We start from the raw sequence: 21,546 nt of genomic DNA, 5'->3' as shown, positions 1-21,546 counted from the left end.
GATTTAGATGTTACACTGCTCTTGATTAGGGCAGCTTCTTTACACTAGTAAGCTGTTTGGGGTATGCCTCACAGGTTTGACTATTAGAGCGTATTCGTGAGCGAAGCTTGAGTGAGTTATAATTGTCGATGTGTAGTCCGGCTTATAGTTAATCTTTATCTTCCTGTCAGGGTTCGAATTAACTTTATTACTGTTTGGCAAGCCAAAATAATGCAATATTGTAGATTTTTTCAGATAGCAATCACTAGCGCTAGAAGAGGGGTGATGATCAAGCCAACGTGGGGGCTGGTGTTGCCTGTAGTACTGAATTGACTAAGAATTTTATTGTCAGGGGTGACCAGATGACAATAACTGACTTAGCTCTCGTTTAAATGTTCCGATCAAAATGTGAAGCATTAAAAAACCGCCCACCTTTCTCAAGGTGGGCGGTTTTTTATTGCATCAATGTGTGGCCAAAATCTACAGACGCAGCTTCAGCATCAGGTTGGTCACGTTCTGAAACAGCGAGCCATACGGCGGGGTCAGCATCAGGATGATCTTCGAGGTCAGGCCGGATTGTTTAAATACCGGCCGTAATTTTGAAAATTCTTTAAACCCTTCGATACCATGGTAGTGGCCCATACCACTGTTTCCAATACCGCCAAACGGCATGTCGTGTTGGGCGACGTGGAACATGCTGTCGTTGATACATACGCCTCCAGAGAGGGTGCGGAACAGCAGATCGTTTTGCGTGGCTTTATTGTTGCTGAACATATAAAGCGCCAACGGGCGGTCGCGTTCGTTGACGTAATCCACCACCTCATCCAGCGATTTGTAGGTTTTGATCGGTAGTAACGGACCGAAAATTTCGTCTTGCATAATGATCATATCGTCAGACGGATTGACCACCACATGAGGTGCAATCTTCTGGCCTTCGGTGTTGGTATCGTCACCGTTCAGCAGATTAATCACTTCAGCGCCTTTTTCTTTTGCGTCCGCCAGAGTCGCGGTTAACCGGGTAAACGCCGCTTCATCAATAATTGCGGTTAAGTCGTTGTTGTTGACGCTGTCGTAGCGACCACCGACGATGTCTTTGGCGTGCTTAACGAACTCTTCAACTTTGCCTTCCGGAACGAACAGGTAATCCGGTGCTACACAAGTCTGACCCGCGTTTAAGAACTTGGTGAAGGTCACACGTTCTGCCGCCGTACGGATATCGAAATCCGGTGCGATGATGGTGGGTGATTTACCACCCAGTTCCAGCGTTACCGGTGTCAGGTTCTTAGAAGCCGCTTCCATCACCACTTTACCTGTGGCTGCAGAGCCGGTGAATACCATGTGGTCCCATGGCATAGCGGAGAATTCTCGGGCAGAGGTGCCAGGAATCACTGCCAGAGTGGTGTCGTCGAATGCCGCTGATACCAATTCATCGATCAGGCGACACAGGTTTTGGGAGTTGGCGGCCATTTTAACAATGCAGCGGTTGCCGGCGGCCAGTGCGCTAACGCATGGGCTTAATGCCAGAAACAGTGGATAGTTCCATGGCGTGACGACACCCACCACACCTTTAGGCTGCGGAATCAACCGGTTGCTTGCACCCTTAAACGCCAGGCCAACGTGACGGCGCTGAGGCTTGGACCACTTTTTAAGACGCTTTTTAGCATAGGTTACCGACCCCAGTAGTGGTGTCAGCTCCAACAGCTTGGTTTCGTTGGAGGAGCGACCGCCAAAGTCTTTATTGATAGCATCACAGATTCGCTCTTGATTGTTTTCCAGCAGCTGCGCCAGTTTTTCCAGGTTATCTTTGCGTTCCTGAATGCTTGGGTAGGCATGTTTACGTGAAGCTTCGTATTGCTTCTTGTAAGTTGCCTGAAGTCTTTCTGAAGGAGTCATAGGAGATCAGTTCGTTAACGTTATTAGAGTATTTACTCAAGTGAGTGTACCGTGCTTTTTGAGGCAAATCGACATCAGTATTCACAATAAATACTGAGAGTGATCGGGGCATCAAGATGATGACTGGTTGTTAGGTTTGCAGGTCATAAAAAAACCGCCCAACTCACGGAGTGGGGCGGTTTTTGTTCAGCTATAAAAAGCTCAGGCGTGACTTACAGCGCCTGAATTTTCTCGATTTGCTCTTTCAGCTTGGCAATGTCACGCTCGAAACCAGCGGCTTTTTCTTTCTCTTTTTCGATCACCGCCGCCGGTGCTTTGTCAGTAAAGCCCGGGTTGCCCAGCTTATTGGTTACACGATCCAGATCTTTGCCCAGCTTCTCAATCGATTTATTCAGACGCGCGACTTCGGCGTCCTTATCGATAAAGCCAGCCATTGGGATCAGAATTTCCATATCGCCAACTAACTGAGTTACCGACATGGGCTCTTCATCACCTTCGTTCAGCCAGGTCAGCTTCTCCAGCTTGGCCAGCTTCATCAGGAAGGCCTGGTTTTCTTCAGCACGACGGAAGTCATCGTCGTCGCCGTTTTTGAACAATAATTCCAGCGCTTTGCTTGGTGGGATGTTCTTCTCACCACGGACGTTACGTACTGCAGTGATTACATCCTGCAGCCATTTCACGTCGGCTTCGGCGTCGGTGTCGATCAGTGCTTCCTGAGCTTGCGGGAATTCCGCCAGCATAATGCTGTCACCGGATTTGCCAGCCAGCTCTTTAACCTGCTGCCAGATTTCTTCGGTGATAAACGGCATGATTGGGTGAGCCAGTCGTAATACCGCTTCCAGTACACGAACCAGAGTGCCCAGAGTGCCACGCTTGGCTTCGATCGGCGCGTTTTCGTCCCACAGAACCGGCTTAGACAGCTCCAGGTACCAGTCGCAGTATTCGTTCCAGATAAATTCGTACAGCGCAGATGCGGCCATATCGAAACGGTACTGGTCGAAGTGACGGCGCACTTCCTGCTCGGCAAATTGCAGTCGGGAGATAATCCAGCGATCTGCCAGAGACAGTACGGCGTCCTCACCGTTGGCACCACACTTAGTTTTCATTTCGTCGGTGATGGTGATGGTTGTACCGTCAGCAGCCGCTTTATCAACCGCTTCTTCACCGGCAACCGATAGCATCACATAACGGGAAGCGTTCCATAACTTGTTACAGAAGTTACGGTAACCTTCCAGGCGTTTCATATCCCAGTTGATATCACGACCGGTCGACGCCATGGCCGCCAGGGTAAAACGCAGGGCGTCGGTACCGTGCGGTGTAATGCCTTCCGGGAATTCTTTTTTCGTGCGCTTGCCAATTTTTTCAGCCAGCTGCGGCTGCATCATATTACCGGTGCGCTTGTGCATCAGGTCGTCGAGGGAAATACCGTCGATCATATCCAGTGGGTCGAGTACGTTCCCCTTGGATTTCGACATCTTCTGACCGACTTCGTCACGGATCAGGCCAGTCACGTAAACAGTCTTAAATGGAACCTGAGCTTTGCCGTCTTCATCTTTGCAGAAGTGCATGGTCATCATGATCATGCGCGCAACCCAGAAGAAGATGATGTCGAAACCGGTAACCAGAACGTCAGTCGGGTGGAAGTCCTGCATGCGTTTCAGTACTTCAGGGTCGTCCAGGTTTGGCCAGCCTAAGGTGCCGAAGGTCCATAGGGCAGAGGAGAACCAGGTATCCAGTACGTCGTTGTCCTGAACCAGTTCAACGTCGGCCGCCAGGTTGTTTTGCTCACGTACTTCTTCTTCGGTACGGGCGACGTAGACGTTACCTTCTTCGTCGTACCAGGCCGGGATACGATGACCCCACCACAACTGACGGGAAATACACCAGTCCTGAATGTCACGCATCCAGGAGAAGTACATGTTCTCGTAGTTCTTCGGTACAAATTCGATGTCGCCGTTTTCGACCGCTTCGATAGCCGGTTTCGCCATGGTCTTTGCGTCAACGTACCATTGGTCAGTCAGCATAGGCTCAATCACCACGCCGCCACGGTCGCCGTATGGAATCACCATGTCATTTTCTACGATGTCAACCAGCAGACCGGCTTCTTCGAAATCGGCAACGATGGCTTTACGCGCCGCAAAACGCTCCATGCCTCGGTATTTTTCTGGAATAAAACCAGACAGCTCGTTGTTAACACTGCCATCGGTGTTAAAGGTCTGAGCTTCGTCGCGAATATCGGCATTAAAAGTCAGCACGTTGATCATTGGCAGTTCGCAGCGCTGACCAACCTCGTAGTCATTGAAGTCGTGGGCCGGGGTGATTTTTACGCAGCCGGTGCCTTTTTCCATATCGGCGTGTTCATCACCAACAATTGGAATTCGACGCTCAACAAATGGCAGGATGACTTCCTTGCCGATCAGGTGTTTATAGCGTGGGTCCTCCGGGTTAACGGCTACACCGGTATCACCCAGCATGGTCTCCGGGCGAGTCGTCGCGACCACGATATAAGCGTGTTCGTTACCGTCTTCATCTTTGTAGGTTAAGCCGTCGGCCAGTGGGTACTTCAGGTGCCACATTTTGCCTTTGACGTCTTTGTTTTCGACTTCCAGGTCAGAGATGGCGGTGTGTAATTTCGGGTCCCAGTTAACCAGGCGCTTACCGCGGTAGATCAAGCCGTCTTTGTACAAACGAACGAAGACTTCCTGAACCGCTTTGTAGAAACCGTCGTCCATGGTGAAGCGTTCAGTTTCCCAGTCAACGGAGTTACCCAAGCGACGCATCTGGCGGGTAATGGTACCGCCGGATTCTTCTTTCCATTCCCAGATCTTTTTGGTGAATTCATCACGACCTAAAGCGTGACGGTCAGGCTGGCCTTCTGCTGCCAGTTTACGCTCGACCACCATTTGGGTGGCAATGCCTGCGTGGTCAGTACCGACCTGCCACAGGGTTTTGTTGCCATTCATGCGCTTGTAGCGGGTCAGGGCATCCTGAATGGTGTGCTGGAATGCGTGCCCCATATGCAGCGAGCCGGTGACGTTCGGCGGCGGAATCATGATCGAATATCCTTCGCCTTCCAGGTGGTCCTGATAAGGTTTGAAATAACCTTTCTCTTCCCACTGCTTGTACCAGTTTTGCTCTAAAGCGTTAGGTTGATACGTCTTATCCATAGTGCTCGTTGCTACTCGTTCGTTATATTCGGCGTTTTGTTTGGAATGCGTTAGTGGCTGCAAAGGTTCGATTGCCAGCCAGGGCGCGAAAAATGGGCGATAGTATAGCGGAAATAGCGCAAGGAATCAGCCGCTTTCGCGGGCATTAAAAACGCCGTTCGGGTTATCCGGGCGGCGTTTTTTCAGGCATTGCGATGGTGTGTTTTGCGCTCAGAGTTTTTCAGCGAGGATTTTCCGCAGTCGTGCCTCAATCTCCGGCATCATCTCGTACACCAGTCGGTCGATAATGGCCGATTTGTGCAGTTCCGACAGTGCGGAAGAGCCGCGGGTGCTGGTTGCCGTTGATTCGATCGGCGGTGTTGGTTCGATCGGTGGTGTTGGTTCCGTCGGTGGGGTGCCCATGATCTTGGCCATGGTTGCTTGCGCCTGTTCTGCGCTGTACTGAGCGGCTTCGCGTTCCCGCGCCAGGCGTTCCAGCACCGCCTGAGGCAAAAATGGATTGTTCGACGCCACGGTCGATTTAGCTTGTGGTGCAGGCCGCTGTGTCTCAGGGGGTTGTTCTGTCGTCACTGCTTGTTGGGGGGCTGCTGGTTGTTGCGGTTCTGGTGGCGCAAACACGTCGCTGTCCAGCAAAGTCGGAATCTCGACATCGTCATTGTTTGGGAGTTCCGGTTGCTGATCGAACAGATCAACGAACGCCTCTTCGTTGTTATCTAATGCGTTATCGATCAGATCGGCAATGGAATGCGCATGAAAGCTGGTGGCTTCTTCTTCAACAGGAAATATGGCTTCGTTAGACGAGGGCAGGTTTGGGTTAAATGCAGGAGCTGCGACGGCTTTTAAAACAGGAGCTTCGGGTTTGAGCAGCGGTGGTTCAGAAGGCAGTGACTGCGACATCGTTTTGTCGGTCAGAGCATCGCTGAGTACGGGAATGTCCTCGCCTGGCTCAATTACAGGTATGGCTGTTGCCTGATCCACCTGATCACTGGCAGCGTCGTCAAGCACACGCTGCAGTGTCTCTAACTCGTCTAACAAGTCACGCGGTTCGTTGCTGTTGCTCATCTAGCGCATTCTCATATCGGTATGGGTTATAGGATAACCCCGGTCTTGCAAATGTTTGTAGTGTTTTCGAGTGTAGTTCAGAACCGCGTCTTGCTGCACAACAACTTCTACCAGGCGATGAAATCGGCTGAAAAAACCGGGTAGCTCAGCGCTGAGGTTAATCAACACATCGTGCTGGTGTCCGGCATCGGCCTGCCAACCAATACTGATCTGGCAATCGGTCGGTGCATCGGGGTCAGTCAGCAGTGCGTGAGGCACAAAGGCATCATCACGATAACACCAGAGCAGCGCGCTGAAGGCTTTCGCTTGTTGCTCAGAATCAAGCTGAATCAACACATGATTGCCTTGTCGACTGGCTTTTTCGGTCAAGCGGCAAGCAAATTGCCATTGATCCTGCTGTTGCTGCCCGCCGAGGATGTAAAAACCAACTTCAGTCATGTGTTGCTTCCTTCGGTTGTGATTGATCTCCCTGAACCTCAATAAAGCCCGCCATTAACCAGTGAATGTGCTGGTGAAATACGGTTTTAAAATCGACCAGCAAATGGTCAAAAGGCGTTTGCCTCATGGCTTCTGCGGCCGTTTCGCTGGGATGAGCGATGTGCCAGCAACCAATCATAGTGGCTTGAATATGGTGTAATAAGCCAATGGCTTGTGGAATGCTGACACCCAGCCAGTCGGAAATTTTCTGTGCAAAACGAGCCATCAGAGGCATCAGCTCACGTTTAAAGTCGATGGCTTCCGCCACAGTGAGGTTCTGTTCCAGTACCGTGTGTAGAATCGCATTAAGGCGACAAAACAAGGGATTCTGGTTGATCACCTCAACACATGCTTCGGCGGGAGTCTGTTGCGTATCCAGTACCTCGGCCGAAGCAACCATAACTTCAAGTTGCTGCAGGTAAAGCGCCAGGAACAGCGTCTCTTTTGAGCGAAAGTAGCGATACAGTGCTGCCTTGGTGATACCGATGTGTTGTGCAATATCGATCAGGTTCACCTTATCGAAGGCCGCACCCGCAAAATGCGCTGCAGCGGCATCCAGAATTTGCTGACGTCGCAGGGCTTTTTGTTCCGGGCTTTTGGCTCGGTGGCGTATTGCCGGGATGGAGCTTGCTGATTTTGCGGTCATAGAGTACGGCAGTGAAAGGCTGGGCGATTAATCAACATTCAGTACTGCACATTCTGCGGTGTCGATGGGGTTTGTGCAAACTGGTGTAAAACAACATCGATGGTAACGGTCAGGCTGTTGCGCGCCAGTAATTGTTCGCGCGCTGCCGGACTGGCTTTCCAGACATGGGGAGTCATCAACAATAAGTCGTGAATCTGCTGCGGGTCCTTCAGTTCAATGGTGTACACCAGCGGTTGCTCATTGATGCAGAGAAAGCCGTTGGCCTCCATCACTTTCGTCGGGTTAAAGCAGTTGTCTTTCACCTGGGGGTACAGGATCTCCCGCATCTCCCGCAAGTGGCTCAGACCGGTATTTATGGTGAACACCTGACCGTCGGGGCGCAGCACCTTGCTAAAACCCTCCGGCATCAGACGGGTGAACAAGCAATAAATCTGGTCAAGGCTGTGCCCCTGAAAGGGTAGGTGGGCACCGGAGGCCACCAGCCATTCCATCGCATCACTGTCTGGGGTGCTCTGTTTGCCCCGGCGTGCAGCCGCTCTAACGGCATCTTTGGAAATATCGACACCGTAAATTCTATGAGGATATTGGTGTGCGCTCAGTGACTGAGACAGGCGCGTTGTGTAATACCCTTCGCCACAGCCGACATCACAGAGTTGAAGAGACTGGTTGCTTGTCAGGCTGTTATTCACAGCCTGGTTCAACAGATCCGAGATCGGTTGGTAAACTCCTGAGTCCAGCAGACGTTGTCGTGCGTCGACCATTTCAGCACTGTCGCCGGGAGACTTTGAACGCTTTTTATGCGCCAGCAAAAGATTCAGATATCCCTGGCGAGCGCGGTCAAAGCTGTGGTTGTTGTGACAACGCCAGTGTTTACGATCATCGCTAGTCAGTGGTGCTGCGCACACTGGGCAAATCAGTTTTGAAGGCAGAGCTTGCGTCATATCAATCTGCGGCTAGCAGCAGTTCCAGCATCCGTTCGTAGATGACGGCGAGGGTATCCAGGTCTTCCGCAGATACATGCTCGTTGACCTGATGAATGGTCGCATTGCATGGACCCAGTTCCAGTACCTGAGCACCGGTTGGCGCTATAAAGCGGCCATCGGATGTGCCGCCTGCAGTGGACAATTCGGTATCACGGCCGGTAATTTCTTTGATCGCCTGAACGCTGGCATCGACCAGTGGGCCACAATCGGTAAGAAATGGCTGGCCACTCAGGTTCCACTCGATGTCATAATCCAAGCCGTATTTGTCGAGGATGGCTTCGGTGCGCTGCTGCAGAATTTCAGCAGTCAGCTCGGTGGAGAAGCGGAAGTTAAACACCACTTCCAGTTCACCCGGAATCACATTGGTGGCACCGGTGCCAGCGTTGATGTTAGAAATCTGGAAGCTGGTCGCTGGGAAGAAGTCGTTGCCCTCATCCCAGTGTTCGGCCGCCAACTCAGCCAGTGCCGGCGCGGCGCTATGCACCGGGTTTTTGGCCAGATGAGGATAGGCCACATGCCCTTGTTTGCCATGCACACGGAGAACGGCGCCCAACGATCCGCGGCGACCGTTTTTTACCGTGTCACCAACCAGACTGGTGGATGACGGCTCACCGACGATGCACATGTCGATTTTTTCGTTTCGGGCTTCCAGGGTCTCAACCACTTTGACGGTGCCGTTTTTCGCCGGGCCTTCCTCATCACTGGTGATCAGGTAAGCGATTGAACCTTTGTGGTTGGGGTGCTTTTTGACGAAGTTTTCGGTGGCAACCAGGAATGCAGCTAATGAGCCTTTCATATCCGCCGCGCCGCGGCCATGGAGCATGCCACCAATGACTGTGGGTTCAAATGGCGGGTTGTTCCAGTTCTTTTCAGGACCGGTAGGCACCACGTCCGTATGACCGGCAAAACAGACCACCGGGCTTTGGCTGCCCCGGCGTGACCAGAAGTTGTCAACTTCTTCGAAGCGTAACTCCTCATTGGTAAAGCCAACCGCTGCCAGACGCTCCATCATCAGTGCCTGGCAGCCATCATCTTCTGGAGTGACGGAACGGCGACGGATCAGCTCTAGGGCCAGTTCTAGGGTTGGGGTCATGGAGATACCTAACTGCTTTAAACGAGGTGGATGTGCAAGTTGGGCGAATGATAACACAGCTGCAGCGAAATATTTGCAATTGCGCCTTGCGCTGGCGGTGTTACCATACGCGCTTTTTTAACCCCGACAATCACTCAACAGGTAGCAACACGATGAGCCAGCCGCTGACTCTGGAAGAATTAAACAAGGTTATGGAAGATGCTGATCTATTGAAATCTGAACAAGAGGTTGAGCAGGCGTTGGATGCTATGGCAGATGCCATTTGTGATCGTTTGAAAGGTGAGATGCCGGTAGTTTATGGCATCATGAACGGTGGCCTGGTGACCGCGGGTCGTCTATTGCCAAAACTGAATTTTCCGCTGGAACAGGGTTATATGCACGCAACCCGTTATCGCGGAGAAACCACCGGCTCTACGGATTTGCAATGGCAGGCGCCGCCTTCAATCGACATGACCGAGCGTACCGTCCTGATTGTGGATGACATTTTCGATGAGGGTAATACTCTGTGCGAGGTGGTTAAATCTTGTCAGATGCAGGGTGCGAAACAGGTGTTAACGGCTGTGTTGGTGAACAAGGTTCATGATCGCAAAAATACCGACCTGAAAATCGACTTTGTGGGTATGGACGTTGAAGACCGTTATGTCTTTGGTTGTGGCATGGATTATCGTGGTTTCTGGCGCAATGCACCGGGTATCTATGCGGTTAAAGGCCTGTAACCGGTTGGTTTTATAAGGTACTCGTTCACAAAAAAAAGCCGCTGATTCCGGTCAGCGGCTTTTTTTGTGGTCAATTTGTAAGGACTTACGGCATTTGACGTGACACACGCCATTTCTGTCCAGCAGTGCCACTTGCAGCTGCAGCCGAACTTTTTCTTGCGTTTTCAGCGATGCTCTGACTTGGGTGAGCTGATGATCGGTCAGCTGGAAATGCGCATAAAGTGTCGATCTTCCAGGCTTGATGAAAGCGATTTCAGCCGCGCTATCGATCACGCGATACTCCCAGCCAAGGATTTTATTCAGCATCAGTGCATAGACCGGGTCGAGGCAGGAATACAGGCTGCCACCCCAGGTAATCCCCATGTGATTTTTCGTGCGCCAGTTGCATGGCAGGCGCACGGTGACTTGTTGGAAATCAGCGGCAATGAACTGAATTCGAGCACCTGTCACCCGGTAAGCTGGATAGCAGTTAGCCAGCCAGCGCCACAAGCGCGATTCCCAAGACTCTGTCATTGATATTGTCCGTCGTTTGAGGTTATTGCGTGCGGATGACAATTTTTCCGCATGCTCGTTTGCTTTGGCTTCGTTGATGAGCGCTTGCGGCCTCATCCATCGCGAATGTCTGATCAATGAGCGGCGCCAGTCGCTGTTGTTGAATCAGTAGGCTTATTTGATCCAGTTGCCGAGCATCGGGCCTGACCATGACCAAATGCTGTTGTTGTTTGTTGATGCCCAGCATTCGCGCCGCTTTCGATATAACTAGCTTGGGCAATATCTGTGCTGATGGAACGGTGGTTACAAACCGACCTTTGGCCGTCAGCCGTGCTTTGATTTGTGATGGGGTAAGAATGCCGATGGTGTCGAAGACGATATCAAATTGTTGTTTGATCTCCGTAAGGTTTTGCTGGTCATAACAAATAACGTTATCGGCGCCCAGTGAGCGCACCAGTTCAGCATTTTTCTGGCTGCAGACGGCACTCACCTGAGCGTCATGAATGGCACCCAGTTGAGTGGCAAAGCTGCCAACGCCGCCACTGGCACCAATAATTAAAATACGGTCACCGGCTTGCATGGATGCTTTGTCAAACAATGCTTGCCATGCAGTCAGCGCGCACAAAGGAACTGCCGCAGCGTGCTCATAGTCGAGTGATGCCGGCACGAGGCTTAAATGTTGCTGATCAACACTGACATACTCGGCATAGGTTGCCAGCCCGTGCGAGGGGTTTTTCATGCCGTATACCCGATCACCCACCTGAAAGTGGCGAACATTGTCACCTGTTTTCACCACACAGCCAGCAAAATCGCTACCGAGAATCAATGGAAAGCCGCGCACTAGAAACTGCAATTGGTACTTTCCTGCGCGAATTAAACAATCTCTCGGGTTAACACTGGTGGCGTAGTTCTTTACTAATACCTGGTTGGCTTCCAGAGTAGGCTGCGGCTGTTCGCCATACGTTAATACATCAGGTTTGCCGTAGCGTTTTTGGTAAATAGCTTTCATATTCGGATCACAATAAGGAGACCTGAATACTGTGTCTCAGTCCGGTGTTAGCTGCCAGAAAAGCTGTTGATCAGTTTTGCTGGATTGATTTAAGCAGCGACATACTGATGATCACTTTGAGGTTTTGCGGGACCTTGGCTTAACGCTGTTCAGTAACATTTCGCCAGTGTATTCGATGTACTGATGCCGAAACTCCTGATAACCGCTTTCGCTGTAACTTTGCTTAAGATGATCAATTATCAGGCCTGGCAGCAGAGTTAGCGCCATAACGGCAATACGCACAACTTCGCCATTGGTGTTTCGATCAATTTTACCTTCGGCAATGACTTCGTCGACCCAGCGGTCGACCATTCTCTTTTCTTGTTCAAACCATTGTCTGAGCAAATGACTTCCGGGGCCCTGACGCAGCAGGTATGTTTTGATGATAAAGCGCGGCATGTTGGGGTTAGCTTCGTAGAGAGACAGCACACGGTTGATCACTGCGCTGAAGTCGAGCAGTGTGTCCTGCGATATCACGTCTTTCAAAACCTGCAGAATCCGGCCGTACTCACGAGTGAGCATGGCTTCGAATAATCCTTGCTTATTGCTGAAATAATATTTGATCATGCCGCTGCTGGTATGGGCGTTGGCTGCCAACTCGCGGATGCTTACGGAATGAAAGTCTCGTTCTAAAAAAAGCTCGGTTGCGCTGTCGAGTAATTTTTCGGCGATGTTATCTGGCATAGCGGCTCCTCTTGCTGACCGGGCAGTGTGTTCTGCCCTGGTGCGAGGGTCAAACACGGACATTCATCAAATATCCGTCTTTGATCAGCTGTGTCAAACAACTAATGATTGCAGGGTGAAGTCGTGAGGCAGGGCTGTCAGGCAGCCCGGGCTTCATTATTTTCGCTGGAGTCACTTACAGGTTGCGGCTTGCGTCCCGGTTTTGCTTTTTCCGTTGGCTTGGGCAAACGCCAGGCGAAATAGCCACATACCATGGCCAGGGCGATCAGAGTCAGATGGATTCCGTCGACAATGTCGTTGCCGCCGCCAATCCAGCGTTGGCTGACCATGCCATCGGCAACGATGACCGATAGCAGGGATACCACTGTCGCGACCAGATACGCGCGGGTGCGGGCGTGCAGGTCGCGACCAAACATGGCTGGCAGAATGGCGATAAACCAGGCACCCCAGAAAATACCTTCCTCGACGTGATGCTGCTCCTCTCCGAGATTCAGCGGCAGCAACCATTGGCTGGCTCCCATGGTGATGCCACAACTGACCACCAGTCCGGCACAAATACCGAGGGTCAATCTGGCCAGCATATGGGGTTTATCGAGGTCGGAACTTTGATCGGTGGTTACCTGGCCCTGCTTTTTCTTTGCCAGCCAGATCATGTTGCCACTGATGATCAGCGCGCACAGTGCAAGGGTTGAAATGGCATAGAAGAATTTCAGCGCCATATCGCCAAATAAGACATAGTGCAGCGGTGTCACTGCGGCAAAGATACGTTGGAACGGACCTTTTTCCACACCATTGAGCTCATGGATCTGAGCGCCATCTTTTAATTGGAAGGTAACGCTCTGCAGGTTGCTCAGTGCATCTTTGTGATTGCCTGAAAACTTCGCAACACCACCAGCATCGCCGTAACCATCAATCTGAATAAAGGTGACATCCATTTCCGGTTGAATCGTTAAGGTTCGCTGGTACAACTCGTTCAACGAAACAACAGGCGCGGCTTCACCCACGACTTCTGCGGTTGGTCCTAATACGGCCACTGTTGCTTTTTCGACATCGCCGTCAAACTTCGCCAGTGCCAGGATCGGGGAAATCAGGCCCAGCAGGCCAAGGATGGTGCCGGTAAACGCCAGTATGAAAGAGAAAGGCAAGGTCCAGAGGCCCATCAGCTTGTGGTGGTCAGTCAGTAGCAGGCGCCAGCTGCGTTTAGGGCGCAGCATAACAAATTCTTTTCGCCATTTAGTGTGAATGACAATGCCCGCGATGATCGACAACAGCATCACCATACCCGCAAGGCCGACCAGGTAACGACCGTATGGGCGGGTGATATGGAGATCGGTGTGCAGATGCTCAAAAATGTGGGATATCTCAGAGCCACCGATATCGATCTGTTGATAGTTTTCCAGTTCGATGTAACGAATAACGGAATTTTCACCATCAAAGCGGGCAACCATGCCATAGCCTTTGTCGGTCTCTGGCGCGACAAAGAAGGTTTCGGTACCAAATTCTTCGCTGTTAGCCGCGGACAGTAGACGGTTCAGGTCGATTGATTCTGCCGGTTTGAGGTTGTTCAGTGTGGTGGACTGCCAATTCTCCAGTTCGTGGGCAAACATCGCCGGGAAGCCCGAAAACGTGACGACAAACAATAAAATCCCAGCGAGAACACCCAGCCAGGTATGAGTCCCGTAATACACTTTATGAGTACGTTGTTGCATATCAAACTTCCTAAGCGAATACGGTCAGAGACAAGACGTCGTAAATACCAAACGTCAATAACAGCGAGCCAATTCTGGTCCAGGCCTTCAGTCCGCCATCCGCCAGTAGCGCCCAGTAAAACAGCGTTGCCCAGAATACGAAGAAAAACAGCCCGCCGGCAAAAATCTGTTCTACCTTATCCCCAAATGGCCATGACAGCGTAATGGCGATAGTGAGTGCGATGGTAGTCAGAAAAGCGCCGACGATGGCGGCGGCGATCTGGCTGGCATTGGAGTTCATTTTACGTTTAAACCAGAGCATAAAGCCCTCCGGCAATGCTGATGACGGTAATGGCCGGCACCAGTGCCGGTCGCCAGATGCGCAATTGAACAAAGACGACCGAACAGGCCATCAGAGAAAACAGGAGGTAGAAAATACCTTTTTCCCACCCGTATGGTTGACTGGCGAACAGGAAGGCTGCCGCCAGCAGAATACGGCCAGCATAGCGGCGACGCTGGTCAATCTTATCACTGCGATGTTGATTCACACCGTACATAAGATGCAAAGCAGGCCAGAGGGCAAAAACCGCAAATGGCATAAGGATCTACCTAATAATCGTATAAACGGCGAATGGTAATGAAATGCAAATGATTATCAAGGTTTTTTGCCACCTCGACAGGATGCGATTCCGGTCATTCGGAGCCATGTGTAAGAGGATAGAATTCAAGCTGTGTCAGCTCGGTAAAGATGGGTAAAAGCCATAACCTTGCACTTTTGCGGCTGCTTATCATAGCCGCTCGTTCTTCACCTTCCTGTGGTAATTCACCAATAAAAGGGACCGTATATGAATGCCGTCGTTCGACGACCGTTGATCGCTGTGTTGATGCTGCCTGTATTACTGCATGGGCTTGCAGCTTGTAGCAATATTGACGTTGTTGCTCAGCCTGACGTCGAATCTTCGGAACTACTAGCCGATTTTTCTGATTCGACCACGGCGATTCCGGATCGTTGGTGGAGTGAGTTCAGTGATGACCGGCTGAATCAGTTAATCGGTCAGGCGCTTGAAAACAACTATGACCTGAAAGCTTCATTGGCACGGTTGCGTCAGAGTGAGGCGTTGCTGCGTATCAACTCCGCTGAACAGTACCCGAGTGTCAACCTGAATGGCGGTAAATCCCGTAGTTGGAGTGAAAACGCCACCAGCGACAGTTGGTCTGCGGGGTTGAGTGCCAGTTATGAAATCGATTTTTGGGGTGCGATTGCCGGCAATCGCCAGCGTGCCGAATACGACCTGTTCGCAAGTCGCGCTGCCAGCCGTATCCAGGCGAATACCGTTGCCAGTCAGGTGGCGAATGCCTGGTTTGGTTTATTGCACGAAACCCACCTCATTACCCTGTTGGAGCAGCAAAAGCAGCGCATTGAATCCGGCCTGAAAGTTATTAACGCACGCTTCCAGCGAGGACAATCCCAAGTATCTGACGTCTGGCAGCAACAAACGCTGCTGGAATCCATTGATGGTGATCTGGTGTCAGCAACTGCGCGACGCGACATCTTTCAGCAGCAGTTGCAGCTGTGGTTAGCCTCAAATATTGATCTGGGGTCGATACAACAATTGCTGCCATCCGTGGTGGCGAACCACATAAAGGTGAGTGCCGCGGCACTGTTTGAACGCCCGGATGTGCAACAGGCTTTCTTTACTGTGCAATCGGCCAATGCCAATGTTGCCGTTGCCAAAGCCAACCGCTATCCGCGCGTTACGTTAAGTGCCAGCTATAGCGGCCAGGACCCAAGCATTAACAATGTGTTCGATAACTGGGTTGCTAATCTGGCGGGTAATCTGGTGTTGCCACTGATTGACGGTGGCAATCGACGCGCTCAGGTTAAAAGCCAGCAGGCCTTGCTGGACGCCCGGATTGCCGACTATCAGCAGGTGTATCTGCAAGCTGCGCAACAGGTTCAGGAAGTGCTGGTGACGTTGGATGAACAGCAACGTCTCGACACCAGCTTGCAGCGTCAGTTGCAGTTATCACGGAAAACCGAATCGTTTCAGACCAGTCGTTATCGCAAGGGGGTTGGCGATTATCTGTCGTTGCTGAATGCCCAGCGCGATGTGCTTGCTCTGGAGCGTCTGCTACTGAACAACCAGCTGAACTTTAATCTCACCCGCATTCGTTTATATCAGGCAGTCAGTCATGGACGTTTTTCCGACGTTGAAACTGATTCGCAGCCGTTATCACAGGAATCCTTATCGCTATGAGCCCCGTTAGAGATCCCGTTCGCCATCAAGGCGATCAAGCCAGCAATAAAGGTAGTATGGCAACAGGCGCGCTGATCGGTTTCGGTGTTTTGGCGCTTGGCATCGCAATCTCGATCTGGGTGGTGAAAAGTGCACCAAAACCGCAGAAGGTTGCGCCCGAGACCAAAGCAAGATTGGTGGAAGTAGAATCATTAACCAGGCAGAGCAGCCGACCGACCTGGCTCGCTGGCGGTCAGGTCACTGCGTCGCAGCAGGTGATGTTAAAGCCGCAGGTGAATGGTCGTATTGTTGCTATTGATGATGCTGCCGTTCCTGGTGCCCGACTGCAGCAGGGTGATTTGCTAGCGCGCATTGATCCGCAGGATTTTCGCTTGATGCTCGAACAAAAGCAGGCGGCTTATACTCAGGCATTGGCTGATCTGGATATTGAGAAAGGCCAGGCTTCGCTGGCACGTGAAGAGTTTGAGTTATCAGAAACTGAGCTGTCGCCTCAAGACAAAGCGCTGGTGTTACGCGAACCACAAATCGCCCGAGCGAAAGCGGCGGTGAGAACGGCCAGAGCTAATCTGAATCAGGCCCGGCTGGATTTAGAACGCAGTGAAATTCGTATGCCGTTTGCGGGTCAGATTAATCGCCGCAACGTTTCTGTGGGCAGTCAGGTTTCGGCCAGCTCTGAGGTGTTCGATGTAATCAGCACAGATGAATTCTGGATTGAAGTAAAAATTCCGTCGGCGTTTTTACCCTGGCTGGATAAACAACATCTGGCTGAAATATCTATGCCGGGGTGGCTGGGCAAATCCCGTCAGGCGCGCATCCTGAATGTATTGCCCGCCGTGGATAGTGCAGACCGCCAGGTGAAATTGATGCTCGCCATCCGTGATCCGCTGGCATTGCAGGGCAGTGAGTTGCCGCCGGTGTTGCTGAACGACTTTGTTGAGGTGCGGTTGTTCGGACGAGCGCTGGAAAACACCTATCAGATTGAACGTCGCTATTTAAACAACAAGGATGAAGTCTGGGTTGTCAGTGCGGACAACGAACTGCAGAAGCGCGCCTTGAATGTGTTGTACCACGGCCGGGAGATGTCTTGGGTGGCCATCGAACGCGAGGGTGAAGCGGCGGACAAGCGTGGGTTTGATGTTGCCGATCGGTTGTTGATCAGCCGTATCGATGCTCCTGTGCCGGGATATCCGGTGCGTATTGCCGGTCGTCGGGATGAACCGGTTGCTCCCGATGCACAAAACGCTGGGGCTGAGGAAGCACTGGCCAGTCAATCGGATAGCGAGCCACAGCGCTAACAGGAGATAACCGATGAGTACTAACCACAAGCTTGCTTCTCGTCGAGGCCCGGTTGCCTGGATGTCGGAGCATCGCGTCGCTCCGAATCTGCTGATGGCATTCCTGATTGTTGGCGGTTTTTTAATGTCTTTGGTGATTCGCAAAGAATTTATACCTCCGTTTGAAGCCGACATGATTATTGTTGGGGTCAATTATCCGGGTGCCACACCGTCCGAAATGGAAAAAGGTGTTGTGCTGCCGATTGAAAACGAGTTGGCATCGCTGGATGGATTTAAGGAAATAAAATCATCTGCCATTCGTGGTTCTGCAGACGTTCGTATTGAACTGGAAAATGGCGTTGATCGTCAGAAAGCCTATCAGGATATTCAACAAGCGGTTAACCGCATCAGCACGTTTCCGGCGGATATCGAACGACCAGTAGTCAGCATTTTCAGCGGTTCAATCGAGGTGATGGAGCTGGCGTTCTTCGGTCCACTGGAACGTTTCGAGTTAAAACGCCTGGCTGAGCAGGTAAAAGAAAAACTGCTGTCATCACCGAATATCAGCAAGGTCGAATTAAAAGGTATGCCGGATGAGGAAATTCAGATCGAGATCCGTCAGCAGGACCTGCAACGTTATGGGTTAAGCCTGGATGAGGTTGCCACTATCATCGGCAATAACGCGCTTGAGCAAAGTGCCGGCGCGGTAAAAACCGACAGCGGTGACATTCTGGTGACATTAAATGATCGCGTTTATTGGGCTGCCGATTTTAAAGATATCCCTTTGATCAGTGACGACGGTGGGGTAAGTGTTCGCCTTGGCGATGTGGCAACTCTGCGGGAAGGCTTCAGCGACAGTGCGCGTCTGGTAACCTACAACGGTCAGGCTTCGGTTCGTTTTGATATTTTTCGCAGCGAAGATCAAACGCCTTTAACCGTAGTTGAAGCGGCTTACGTCGAATTGGAAAAAATCCGCGCTGAGTTGCCGCCGGGCGTTGAAATTATTATCACGGACGATGACGGTCAAACCTACAAGCAACGTGTTGGATTGCTATTAAAAAATGCCGCCATTGGTTTAATCCTGGTGATGGTGCTGCTGAGTTTATTCCTGGAATACAAGTTAGCCTTTTGGGTCACCATGGGTATTCCAACCGCGTTTATGGGCGCTATGTTGCTGCTGCCAATATGGGATGTGTCGATCAATATGGTGTCGATGTTTGCCTTTATTGTAGCGCTCGGAATCGTGGTTGATGACGCGATTATTGCTGGCGAAAATATTTACGAGCATATGCAAAAAGGGATGCCATTTCACGATGCTGCGATCGTTGGCGCGCGGGAAGTTGCAATGCCATTGGCGTTTGCCATCTTAACCAATGTCGCCGCTTTTCTGCCGCTATTAAGTTTGCCGGGAATGATGGGCAAATTGTTTTTAGCCATTCCGATTGTGGTGATCAGCTGCTTTATGATCTCGTGGTTGGAGGCGTTGTTTATTCTGCCGACTCACCTGGCCCATCTGAAGGAAAAAAATCCATCCGTCATCGGGCGTAAAGTTGATGCCCTGCGGGCGCGGGTCGATCACGGGTTGCACCGTTTTATTAATCGTATTTATCTTCCGGTGTTAAATAAGGCGCTTCTTCATCCGGTATTAACACTGGTTACCGCTATTTCGATTGCGGCGGTAGTGATGTCTTATCCAGCCAGCGGACGTATGGGATTCAGTATGTTTCCGCGTCTTGAAGGCGAATTTGCTGTGGCAACGGTAGAGCTGCCAGCTAACGCAGCATTCGATCAGGCGAAAGCCGTTCGTGAGCATCTGGAAAACAGTCTCTATCAGGTATCAGAGCCCTTTCATAATGCCGATGTGCCGCTGGTGATCAGCGTCGAGGGCAATATCACCGGCTCCACCGTTGAGGTCGAAGCTCGTCTGGTTCCGACTGAGGTGCGTCCGATCAGTGCCAATGAAACGGTGCAGCGCTGGCGTGAGTTCATTGGCGAAATTCCCGGTATCCGCAGTTTAACCTTTGATGCAGAGCGCGGCGGTGGTCCATCGGGTGGTTTTGGCTTAACGGTTGAATTACGCGGCAGTAACAGTGACGAACTTCGGCTGGCCAGCGCTGAGCTGGCAAATCAGCTATCGCAGTTGTCGGGCGTCACCGATGTGGCCAATAGTTTTGAAGCCGGCTCCCCGCAGTGGGATGTTGAGCTAAATCAGCTGGGCAGGAGTCTTGGGCTTGATGCCAGTAACGTTGCACGCCAGATACGCTCAGCACTGTACGGTGCCAGAGCGTTGCGCCAACAACGCGAACGCAACGAGGTTACGGTGCTGGTGCGATTACCTCTGGAAGAGCGCTCTTTCAGTGCCGATATTGAGCGCCTGAAAATCCGGACACCAGCGGGTGGTTATGTTCAGTTGGGTGATATTGCGACGCTGAAGAAAGAGCAGGCCCCGGCAAAAATCAGTCGACGTGATGGAGATCAGGTGGTCAACGTTACCTCAGAAGTCGAGCCCCGAAGGCAGATTCCTGCCGCAATGAATGTTTTGCGGGAGGACGTGTTCCCTTTGTTGCAGGCGCGTTTTCCATCGGTTGATTTCAGCTTCCAGGGACGTCAGGCCAATACCAAGCAAACCATGGACAATCTGTCGCTGTATGGCATGTTCTCGTTGTTACTGATCTACGTACTGCTGGCGATTCCTTTCCGAAGCTACGCTCAGCCATTGCTGATTATGTTCGTAATACCTTTCGGCGCTGTGGGGGCCATTATCGGCCATATTTTGCTGGGTTACGGATTATCCATTATGAGTATCATGGGCATTGTGGCGTTGGCTGGAGTGGTCGTGAATGACAGCCTGATTCTGGTGACTTACGCCAACGAGCAGCGGCAAAAAGGCCTGTCGGCATTCGACGCGGTTCGTGCTGCTGGTGTGCGTCGCTTCCGTCCGATTTTGCTAACCACACTGACAACCTTTGGTGGTTTGTCGCCGATGGTATTTGAGGCCTCCCGGCAGGCCCAGTTTATTACCCCAATGGCGGTATCGCTTGGCTTTGGTATTTTGTTTACCACGTTTGTCTGCCTGCTGATCCTGCCCGCAATTTATGTGTTATTGGATACGGTTTTACGCAAACTTGGGTTTAACGGACGCGCCGCTGAACACGTCACCTCGGAGCCGATGCCGCAATAATCCCGTTAATGAAATCCGCCGTTGCTGTCCTGGGCTAACGCCCAGCCGTCAGCTCCGGCGCTGTATCCGAGGAACTAATACACGTCATTTTCGCTCATCAGTTCAATACCGACGCCGCCATCTCCCATCAGATTGGTGCTCAAGCGGATGTAAATCGGGCGGCAACATACCTGACAATCCTGTTGCTGGTCGAGGCTCAACGCCTCAAGCTGATCGGCCAGTAGGTCTTCTTCCGGCAATTCAATAAACACGGTAATCAGCTCGTTACAGTATGGGCAGCAGCTGGTGTGTTCATTTACAGGCATGGTGTGCTCTCAAAGAAGTGATTGTTGTGGAGTGAATAACTCAATGCGATCCCCGACAGAAATCTCACCCGAATGGATAACTTTGCAGCAAAGTCCGCCGTGTCCGAGCATGGCTGCCAGGCCTCCTTTCCCCAATTCCTGCTCCATGCGGCTGCAGGGGTGGCAAAGCGCAGTCGCTTCAAATACCGCATCACCAATTTTGAACGTCTGATAGCGCAGGGCGTTAAGGTTGATGTTTCGCACCACCAGATTGCGTCGCAATTGCTCCGGACGAACGACTTTGCCGCCCAGGAAGTGACCAATCTGTTGGATAAATTCTTCGCTGATCAGGGTTACCTGGCGCCCGCTTCCGGGCGTTTTCTCCATGCGGTGGTCGCCCTGAAGGCCCAGTGTTGCCACTGCCTGAGTGGCTTTAAGTGCCTGCATCGACAACCGCCTGCCGGGGCGAACGCCGATCCAGCTCAGCTCACCGGGTGGCAGTTGCGTGACATAACGGGAAAATAATTTGCTCTGAGCCGACATACCAAACCAAAATTTAACGAATACGATTGGTCCCATGTTCGCAGGTTTGGAGTTGGGCCGTAAAGTCGGGAGTTGCAG

General features: G+C 51.6%; 19 protein-coding genes. 4 read left to right on the top strand and 15 right to left on the bottom strand.

Annotated features, from left to right (window positions below):
* Nucleotides 1-459 precede the first annotated feature (459 nt).
* From MK185_05505 to dapE, 7 genes are all read right to left on the bottom strand, one after another.
* Entirely contained in the window at nucleotides 460-1,872 is a 1,413-nt protein-coding gene (locus MK185_05505) for a coniferyl aldehyde dehydrogenase (protein MCH2040069.1), read from the bottom strand.
* Between the two features lie 212 nt (nucleotides 1,873-2,084).
* A complete protein-coding gene (locus tag MK185_05500) occupies nucleotides 2,085-5,039 on the bottom strand; it encodes a valine--tRNA ligase (protein ID MCH2040068.1) in 2,955 nt (984 codons plus the stop codon).
* Between the two features lie 210 nt (nucleotides 5,040-5,249).
* On the bottom strand, nucleotides 5,250-6,101 hold the full coding sequence (locus MK185_05495; protein ID MCH2040067.1) for a hypothetical protein: 852 nt from the start codon (nucleotides 6,099-6,101) through the stop codon (nucleotides 5,250-5,252).
* Entirely contained in the window at nucleotides 6,102-6,539 is a 438-nt protein-coding gene (locus MK185_05490) for a DNA polymerase III subunit chi (protein ID MCH2040066.1), read from the bottom strand.
* Complete coding sequence (locus MK185_05485) at nucleotides 6,532-7,224, bottom strand: TetR family transcriptional regulator (GenBank protein MCH2040065.1); 693 nt, start codon at nucleotides 7,222-7,224, stop codon at nucleotides 6,532-6,534. The genes MK185_05490 and MK185_05485 overlap by 8 nt, the downstream gene beginning before the upstream one ends.
* A gap of 38 nt (nucleotides 7,225-7,262) precedes the next feature.
* The gene (locus MK185_05480) at nucleotides 7,263-8,165 is read right to left on the bottom strand and encodes a methyltransferase domain-containing protein (protein ID MCH2040064.1); all 903 of its coding nucleotides are present in this window, start codon (nucleotides 8,163-8,165) and stop codon (nucleotides 7,263-7,265) included.
* A 1-nt stretch (nucleotide 8,166) separates the two neighbouring features.
* Complete coding sequence (gene dapE, locus MK185_05475; protein MCH2040063.1) at nucleotides 8,167-9,300, bottom strand: succinyl-diaminopimelate desuccinylase; 1,134 nt, start codon at nucleotides 9,298-9,300, stop codon at nucleotides 8,167-8,169.
* A 152-nt stretch (nucleotides 9,301-9,452) separates the two neighbouring features.
* Here dapE and MK185_05470 point away from each other — a divergent pair, with 152 nt between their 5' ends.
* On the top strand, nucleotides 9,453-10,016 hold the full coding sequence (locus MK185_05470; GenBank protein MCH2040062.1) for a hypoxanthine-guanine phosphoribosyltransferase: 564 nt from the start codon (nucleotides 9,453-9,455) through the stop codon (nucleotides 10,014-10,016).
* Between the two features lie 51 nt (nucleotides 10,017-10,067).
* On the opposite strand, the gene MK185_05465 is transcribed toward MK185_05470, so the two are convergent.
* From MK185_05465 to MK185_05440, 6 genes are all read right to left on the bottom strand, one after another.
* Nucleotides 10,068-10,505, bottom strand: a complete 438-nt coding sequence (locus tag MK185_05465) for a DUF4442 domain-containing protein (GenBank protein MCH2040061.1) — start codon at nucleotides 10,503-10,505, stop codon at nucleotides 10,068-10,070.
* A 46-nt stretch (nucleotides 10,506-10,551) separates the two neighbouring features.
* Nucleotides 10,552-11,517, bottom strand: coding sequence for an NAD(P)-dependent alcohol dehydrogenase (locus MK185_05460; protein ID MCH2040060.1), 966 nt, complete (start codon nucleotides 11,515-11,517; stop codon nucleotides 10,552-10,554).
* A gap of 111 nt (nucleotides 11,518-11,628) precedes the next feature.
* Nucleotides 11,629-12,240: a TetR/AcrR family transcriptional regulator gene (locus tag MK185_05455; protein ID MCH2040059.1), complete on the bottom strand. Its 612-nt coding sequence runs from the start codon at nucleotides 12,238-12,240 to the stop codon at nucleotides 11,629-11,631.
* A 137-nt stretch (nucleotides 12,241-12,377) separates the two neighbouring features.
* The gene (locus MK185_05450; protein ID MCH2040058.1) at nucleotides 12,378-13,949 is read right to left on the bottom strand and encodes a PepSY domain-containing protein; all 1,572 of its coding nucleotides are present in this window, start codon (nucleotides 13,947-13,949) and stop codon (nucleotides 12,378-12,380) included.
* A 10-nt stretch (nucleotides 13,950-13,959) separates the two neighbouring features.
* Entirely contained in the window at nucleotides 13,960-14,250 is a 291-nt protein-coding gene (locus MK185_05445) for a hypothetical protein (protein ID MCH2040057.1), read from the bottom strand.
* On the bottom strand, nucleotides 14,237-14,527 hold the full coding sequence (locus MK185_05440; GenBank protein MCH2040056.1) for a DUF3325 family protein: 291 nt from the start codon (nucleotides 14,525-14,527) through the stop codon (nucleotides 14,237-14,239). Before MK185_05440 ends, MK185_05445 begins: the two co-directional genes overlap by 14 nt.
* Before the next feature lie 246 nt (nucleotides 14,528-14,773).
* Here MK185_05440 and MK185_05435 point away from each other — a divergent pair, with 246 nt between their 5' ends.
* From MK185_05435 to MK185_05425, 3 genes are read left to right on the top strand one after another with little or no spacing between them, the layout of a single operon-like run.
* Nucleotides 14,774-16,186 carry a TolC family protein gene (locus MK185_05435; protein ID MCH2040055.1) on the top strand — a complete coding sequence of 471 codons (1,413 nt, stop codon included), beginning with the start codon at nucleotides 14,774-14,776 and terminating at the stop codon, nucleotides 16,184-16,186.
* On the top strand, nucleotides 16,183-17,481 hold the full coding sequence (locus MK185_05430) for an efflux RND transporter periplasmic adaptor subunit (protein MCH2040054.1): 1,299 nt from the start codon (nucleotides 16,183-16,185) through the stop codon (nucleotides 17,479-17,481). Before MK185_05435 ends, MK185_05430 begins: the two co-directional genes overlap by 4 nt.
* Nucleotides 17,482-17,494: 13 nt before the next feature.
* Nucleotides 17,495-20,641 (top strand): efflux RND transporter permease subunit, encoded by a 3,147-nt coding sequence (locus MK185_05425; protein MCH2040053.1) that lies wholly within the window; start codon nucleotides 17,495-17,497, stop codon nucleotides 20,639-20,641.
* A gap of 74 nt (nucleotides 20,642-20,715) precedes the next feature.
* Here MK185_05425 and MK185_05420 read toward each other — a convergent pair whose 3' ends face one another.
* Both MK185_05420 and MK185_05415 read right to left on the bottom strand, forming a co-directional pair.
* Nucleotides 20,716-20,946, bottom strand: a complete 231-nt coding sequence (locus MK185_05420; protein MCH2040052.1) for a CPXCG motif-containing cysteine-rich protein — start codon at nucleotides 20,944-20,946, stop codon at nucleotides 20,716-20,718.
* A 9-nt stretch (nucleotides 20,947-20,955) separates the two neighbouring features.
* The gene (locus MK185_05415; protein MCH2040051.1) at nucleotides 20,956-21,504 is read right to left on the bottom strand and encodes an MOSC domain-containing protein; all 549 of its coding nucleotides are present in this window, start codon (nucleotides 21,502-21,504) and stop codon (nucleotides 20,956-20,958) included.
* Nucleotides 21,505-21,546 lie beyond the last annotated feature (42 nt).

The organism is Saccharospirillaceae bacterium (assembly GCA_022448365.1).
GTDB lineage: Bacteria > Pseudomonadota > Gammaproteobacteria > Pseudomonadales > Oceanobacteraceae > Bacterioplanoides.
Note: the sequence above shows the minus strand (reverse complement) of the source record. Positions and strands in the feature narration are given on the sequence as shown.

Bases quoted from the DNA above. Each gene is read 5' to 3' on its own strand.
- MK185_05490 (MCH2040066.1), bottom strand. From the start codon at position 6,539: ATGACTGAAGTTGGTTTTTACATCCTCGGCGGGCAGCAACAGCAGGAT.
- MK185_05430 (MCH2040054.1), top strand. From the start codon at position 16,183: ATGAGCCCCGTTAGAGATCCCGTTCGCCATCAAGGCGATCAAGCCAGC.
- MK185_05425 (MCH2040053.1), top strand. From the start codon at position 17,495: ATGAGTACTAACCACAAGCTTGCTTCTCGTCGAGGCCCGGTTGCCTGG.
- MK185_05445 (MCH2040057.1), bottom strand. From the start codon at position 14,250: ATGCTCTGGTTTAAACGTAAAATGAACTCCAATGCCAGCCAGATCGCC.
- MK185_05505 (MCH2040069.1), bottom strand. From the start codon at position 1,872: ATGACTCCTTCAGAAAGACTTCAGGCAACTTACAAGAAGCAATACGAA.
- MK185_05480 (MCH2040064.1), bottom strand. From the start codon at position 8,165: ATGACGCAAGCTCTGCCTTCAAAACTGATTTGCCCAGTGTGCGCAGCA.
- MK185_05470 (MCH2040062.1), top strand. From the start codon at position 9,453: ATGAGCCAGCCGCTGACTCTGGAAGAATTAAACAAGGTTATGGAAGAT.
- MK185_05500 (MCH2040068.1), bottom strand. From the start codon at position 5,039: ATGGATAAGACGTATCAACCTAACGCTTTAGAGCAAAACTGGTACAAG.
- MK185_05415 (MCH2040051.1), bottom strand. From the start codon at position 21,504: ATGGGACCAATCGTATTCGTTAAATTTTGGTTTGGTATGTCGGCTCAG.
- MK185_05485 (MCH2040065.1), bottom strand. From the start codon at position 7,224: ATGACCGCAAAATCAGCAAGCTCCATCCCGGCAATACGCCACCGAGCC.
- MK185_05455 (MCH2040059.1), bottom strand. From the start codon at position 12,240: ATGCCAGATAACATCGCCGAAAAATTACTCGACAGCGCAACCGAGCTT.
- MK185_05460 (MCH2040060.1), bottom strand. From the start codon at position 11,517: ATGAAAGCTATTTACCAAAAACGCTACGGCAAACCTGATGTATTAACG.
- dapE (MCH2040063.1), bottom strand. From the start codon at position 9,300: ATGACCCCAACCCTAGAACTGGCCCTAGAGCTGATCCGTCGCCGTTCC.
- MK185_05420 (MCH2040052.1), bottom strand. From the start codon at position 20,946: ATGCCTGTAAATGAACACACCAGCTGCTGCCCATACTGTAACGAGCTG.
- MK185_05495 (MCH2040067.1), bottom strand. From the start codon at position 6,101: ATGAGCAACAGCAACGAACCGCGTGACTTGTTAGACGAGTTAGAGACA.
- MK185_05435 (MCH2040055.1), top strand. From the start codon at position 14,774: ATGAATGCCGTCGTTCGACGACCGTTGATCGCTGTGTTGATGCTGCCT.
- MK185_05450 (MCH2040058.1), bottom strand. From the start codon at position 13,949: ATGCAACAACGTACTCATAAAGTGTATTACGGGACTCATACCTGGCTG.
- MK185_05440 (MCH2040056.1), bottom strand. From the start codon at position 14,527: ATGCCATTTGCGGTTTTTGCCCTCTGGCCTGCTTTGCATCTTATGTAC.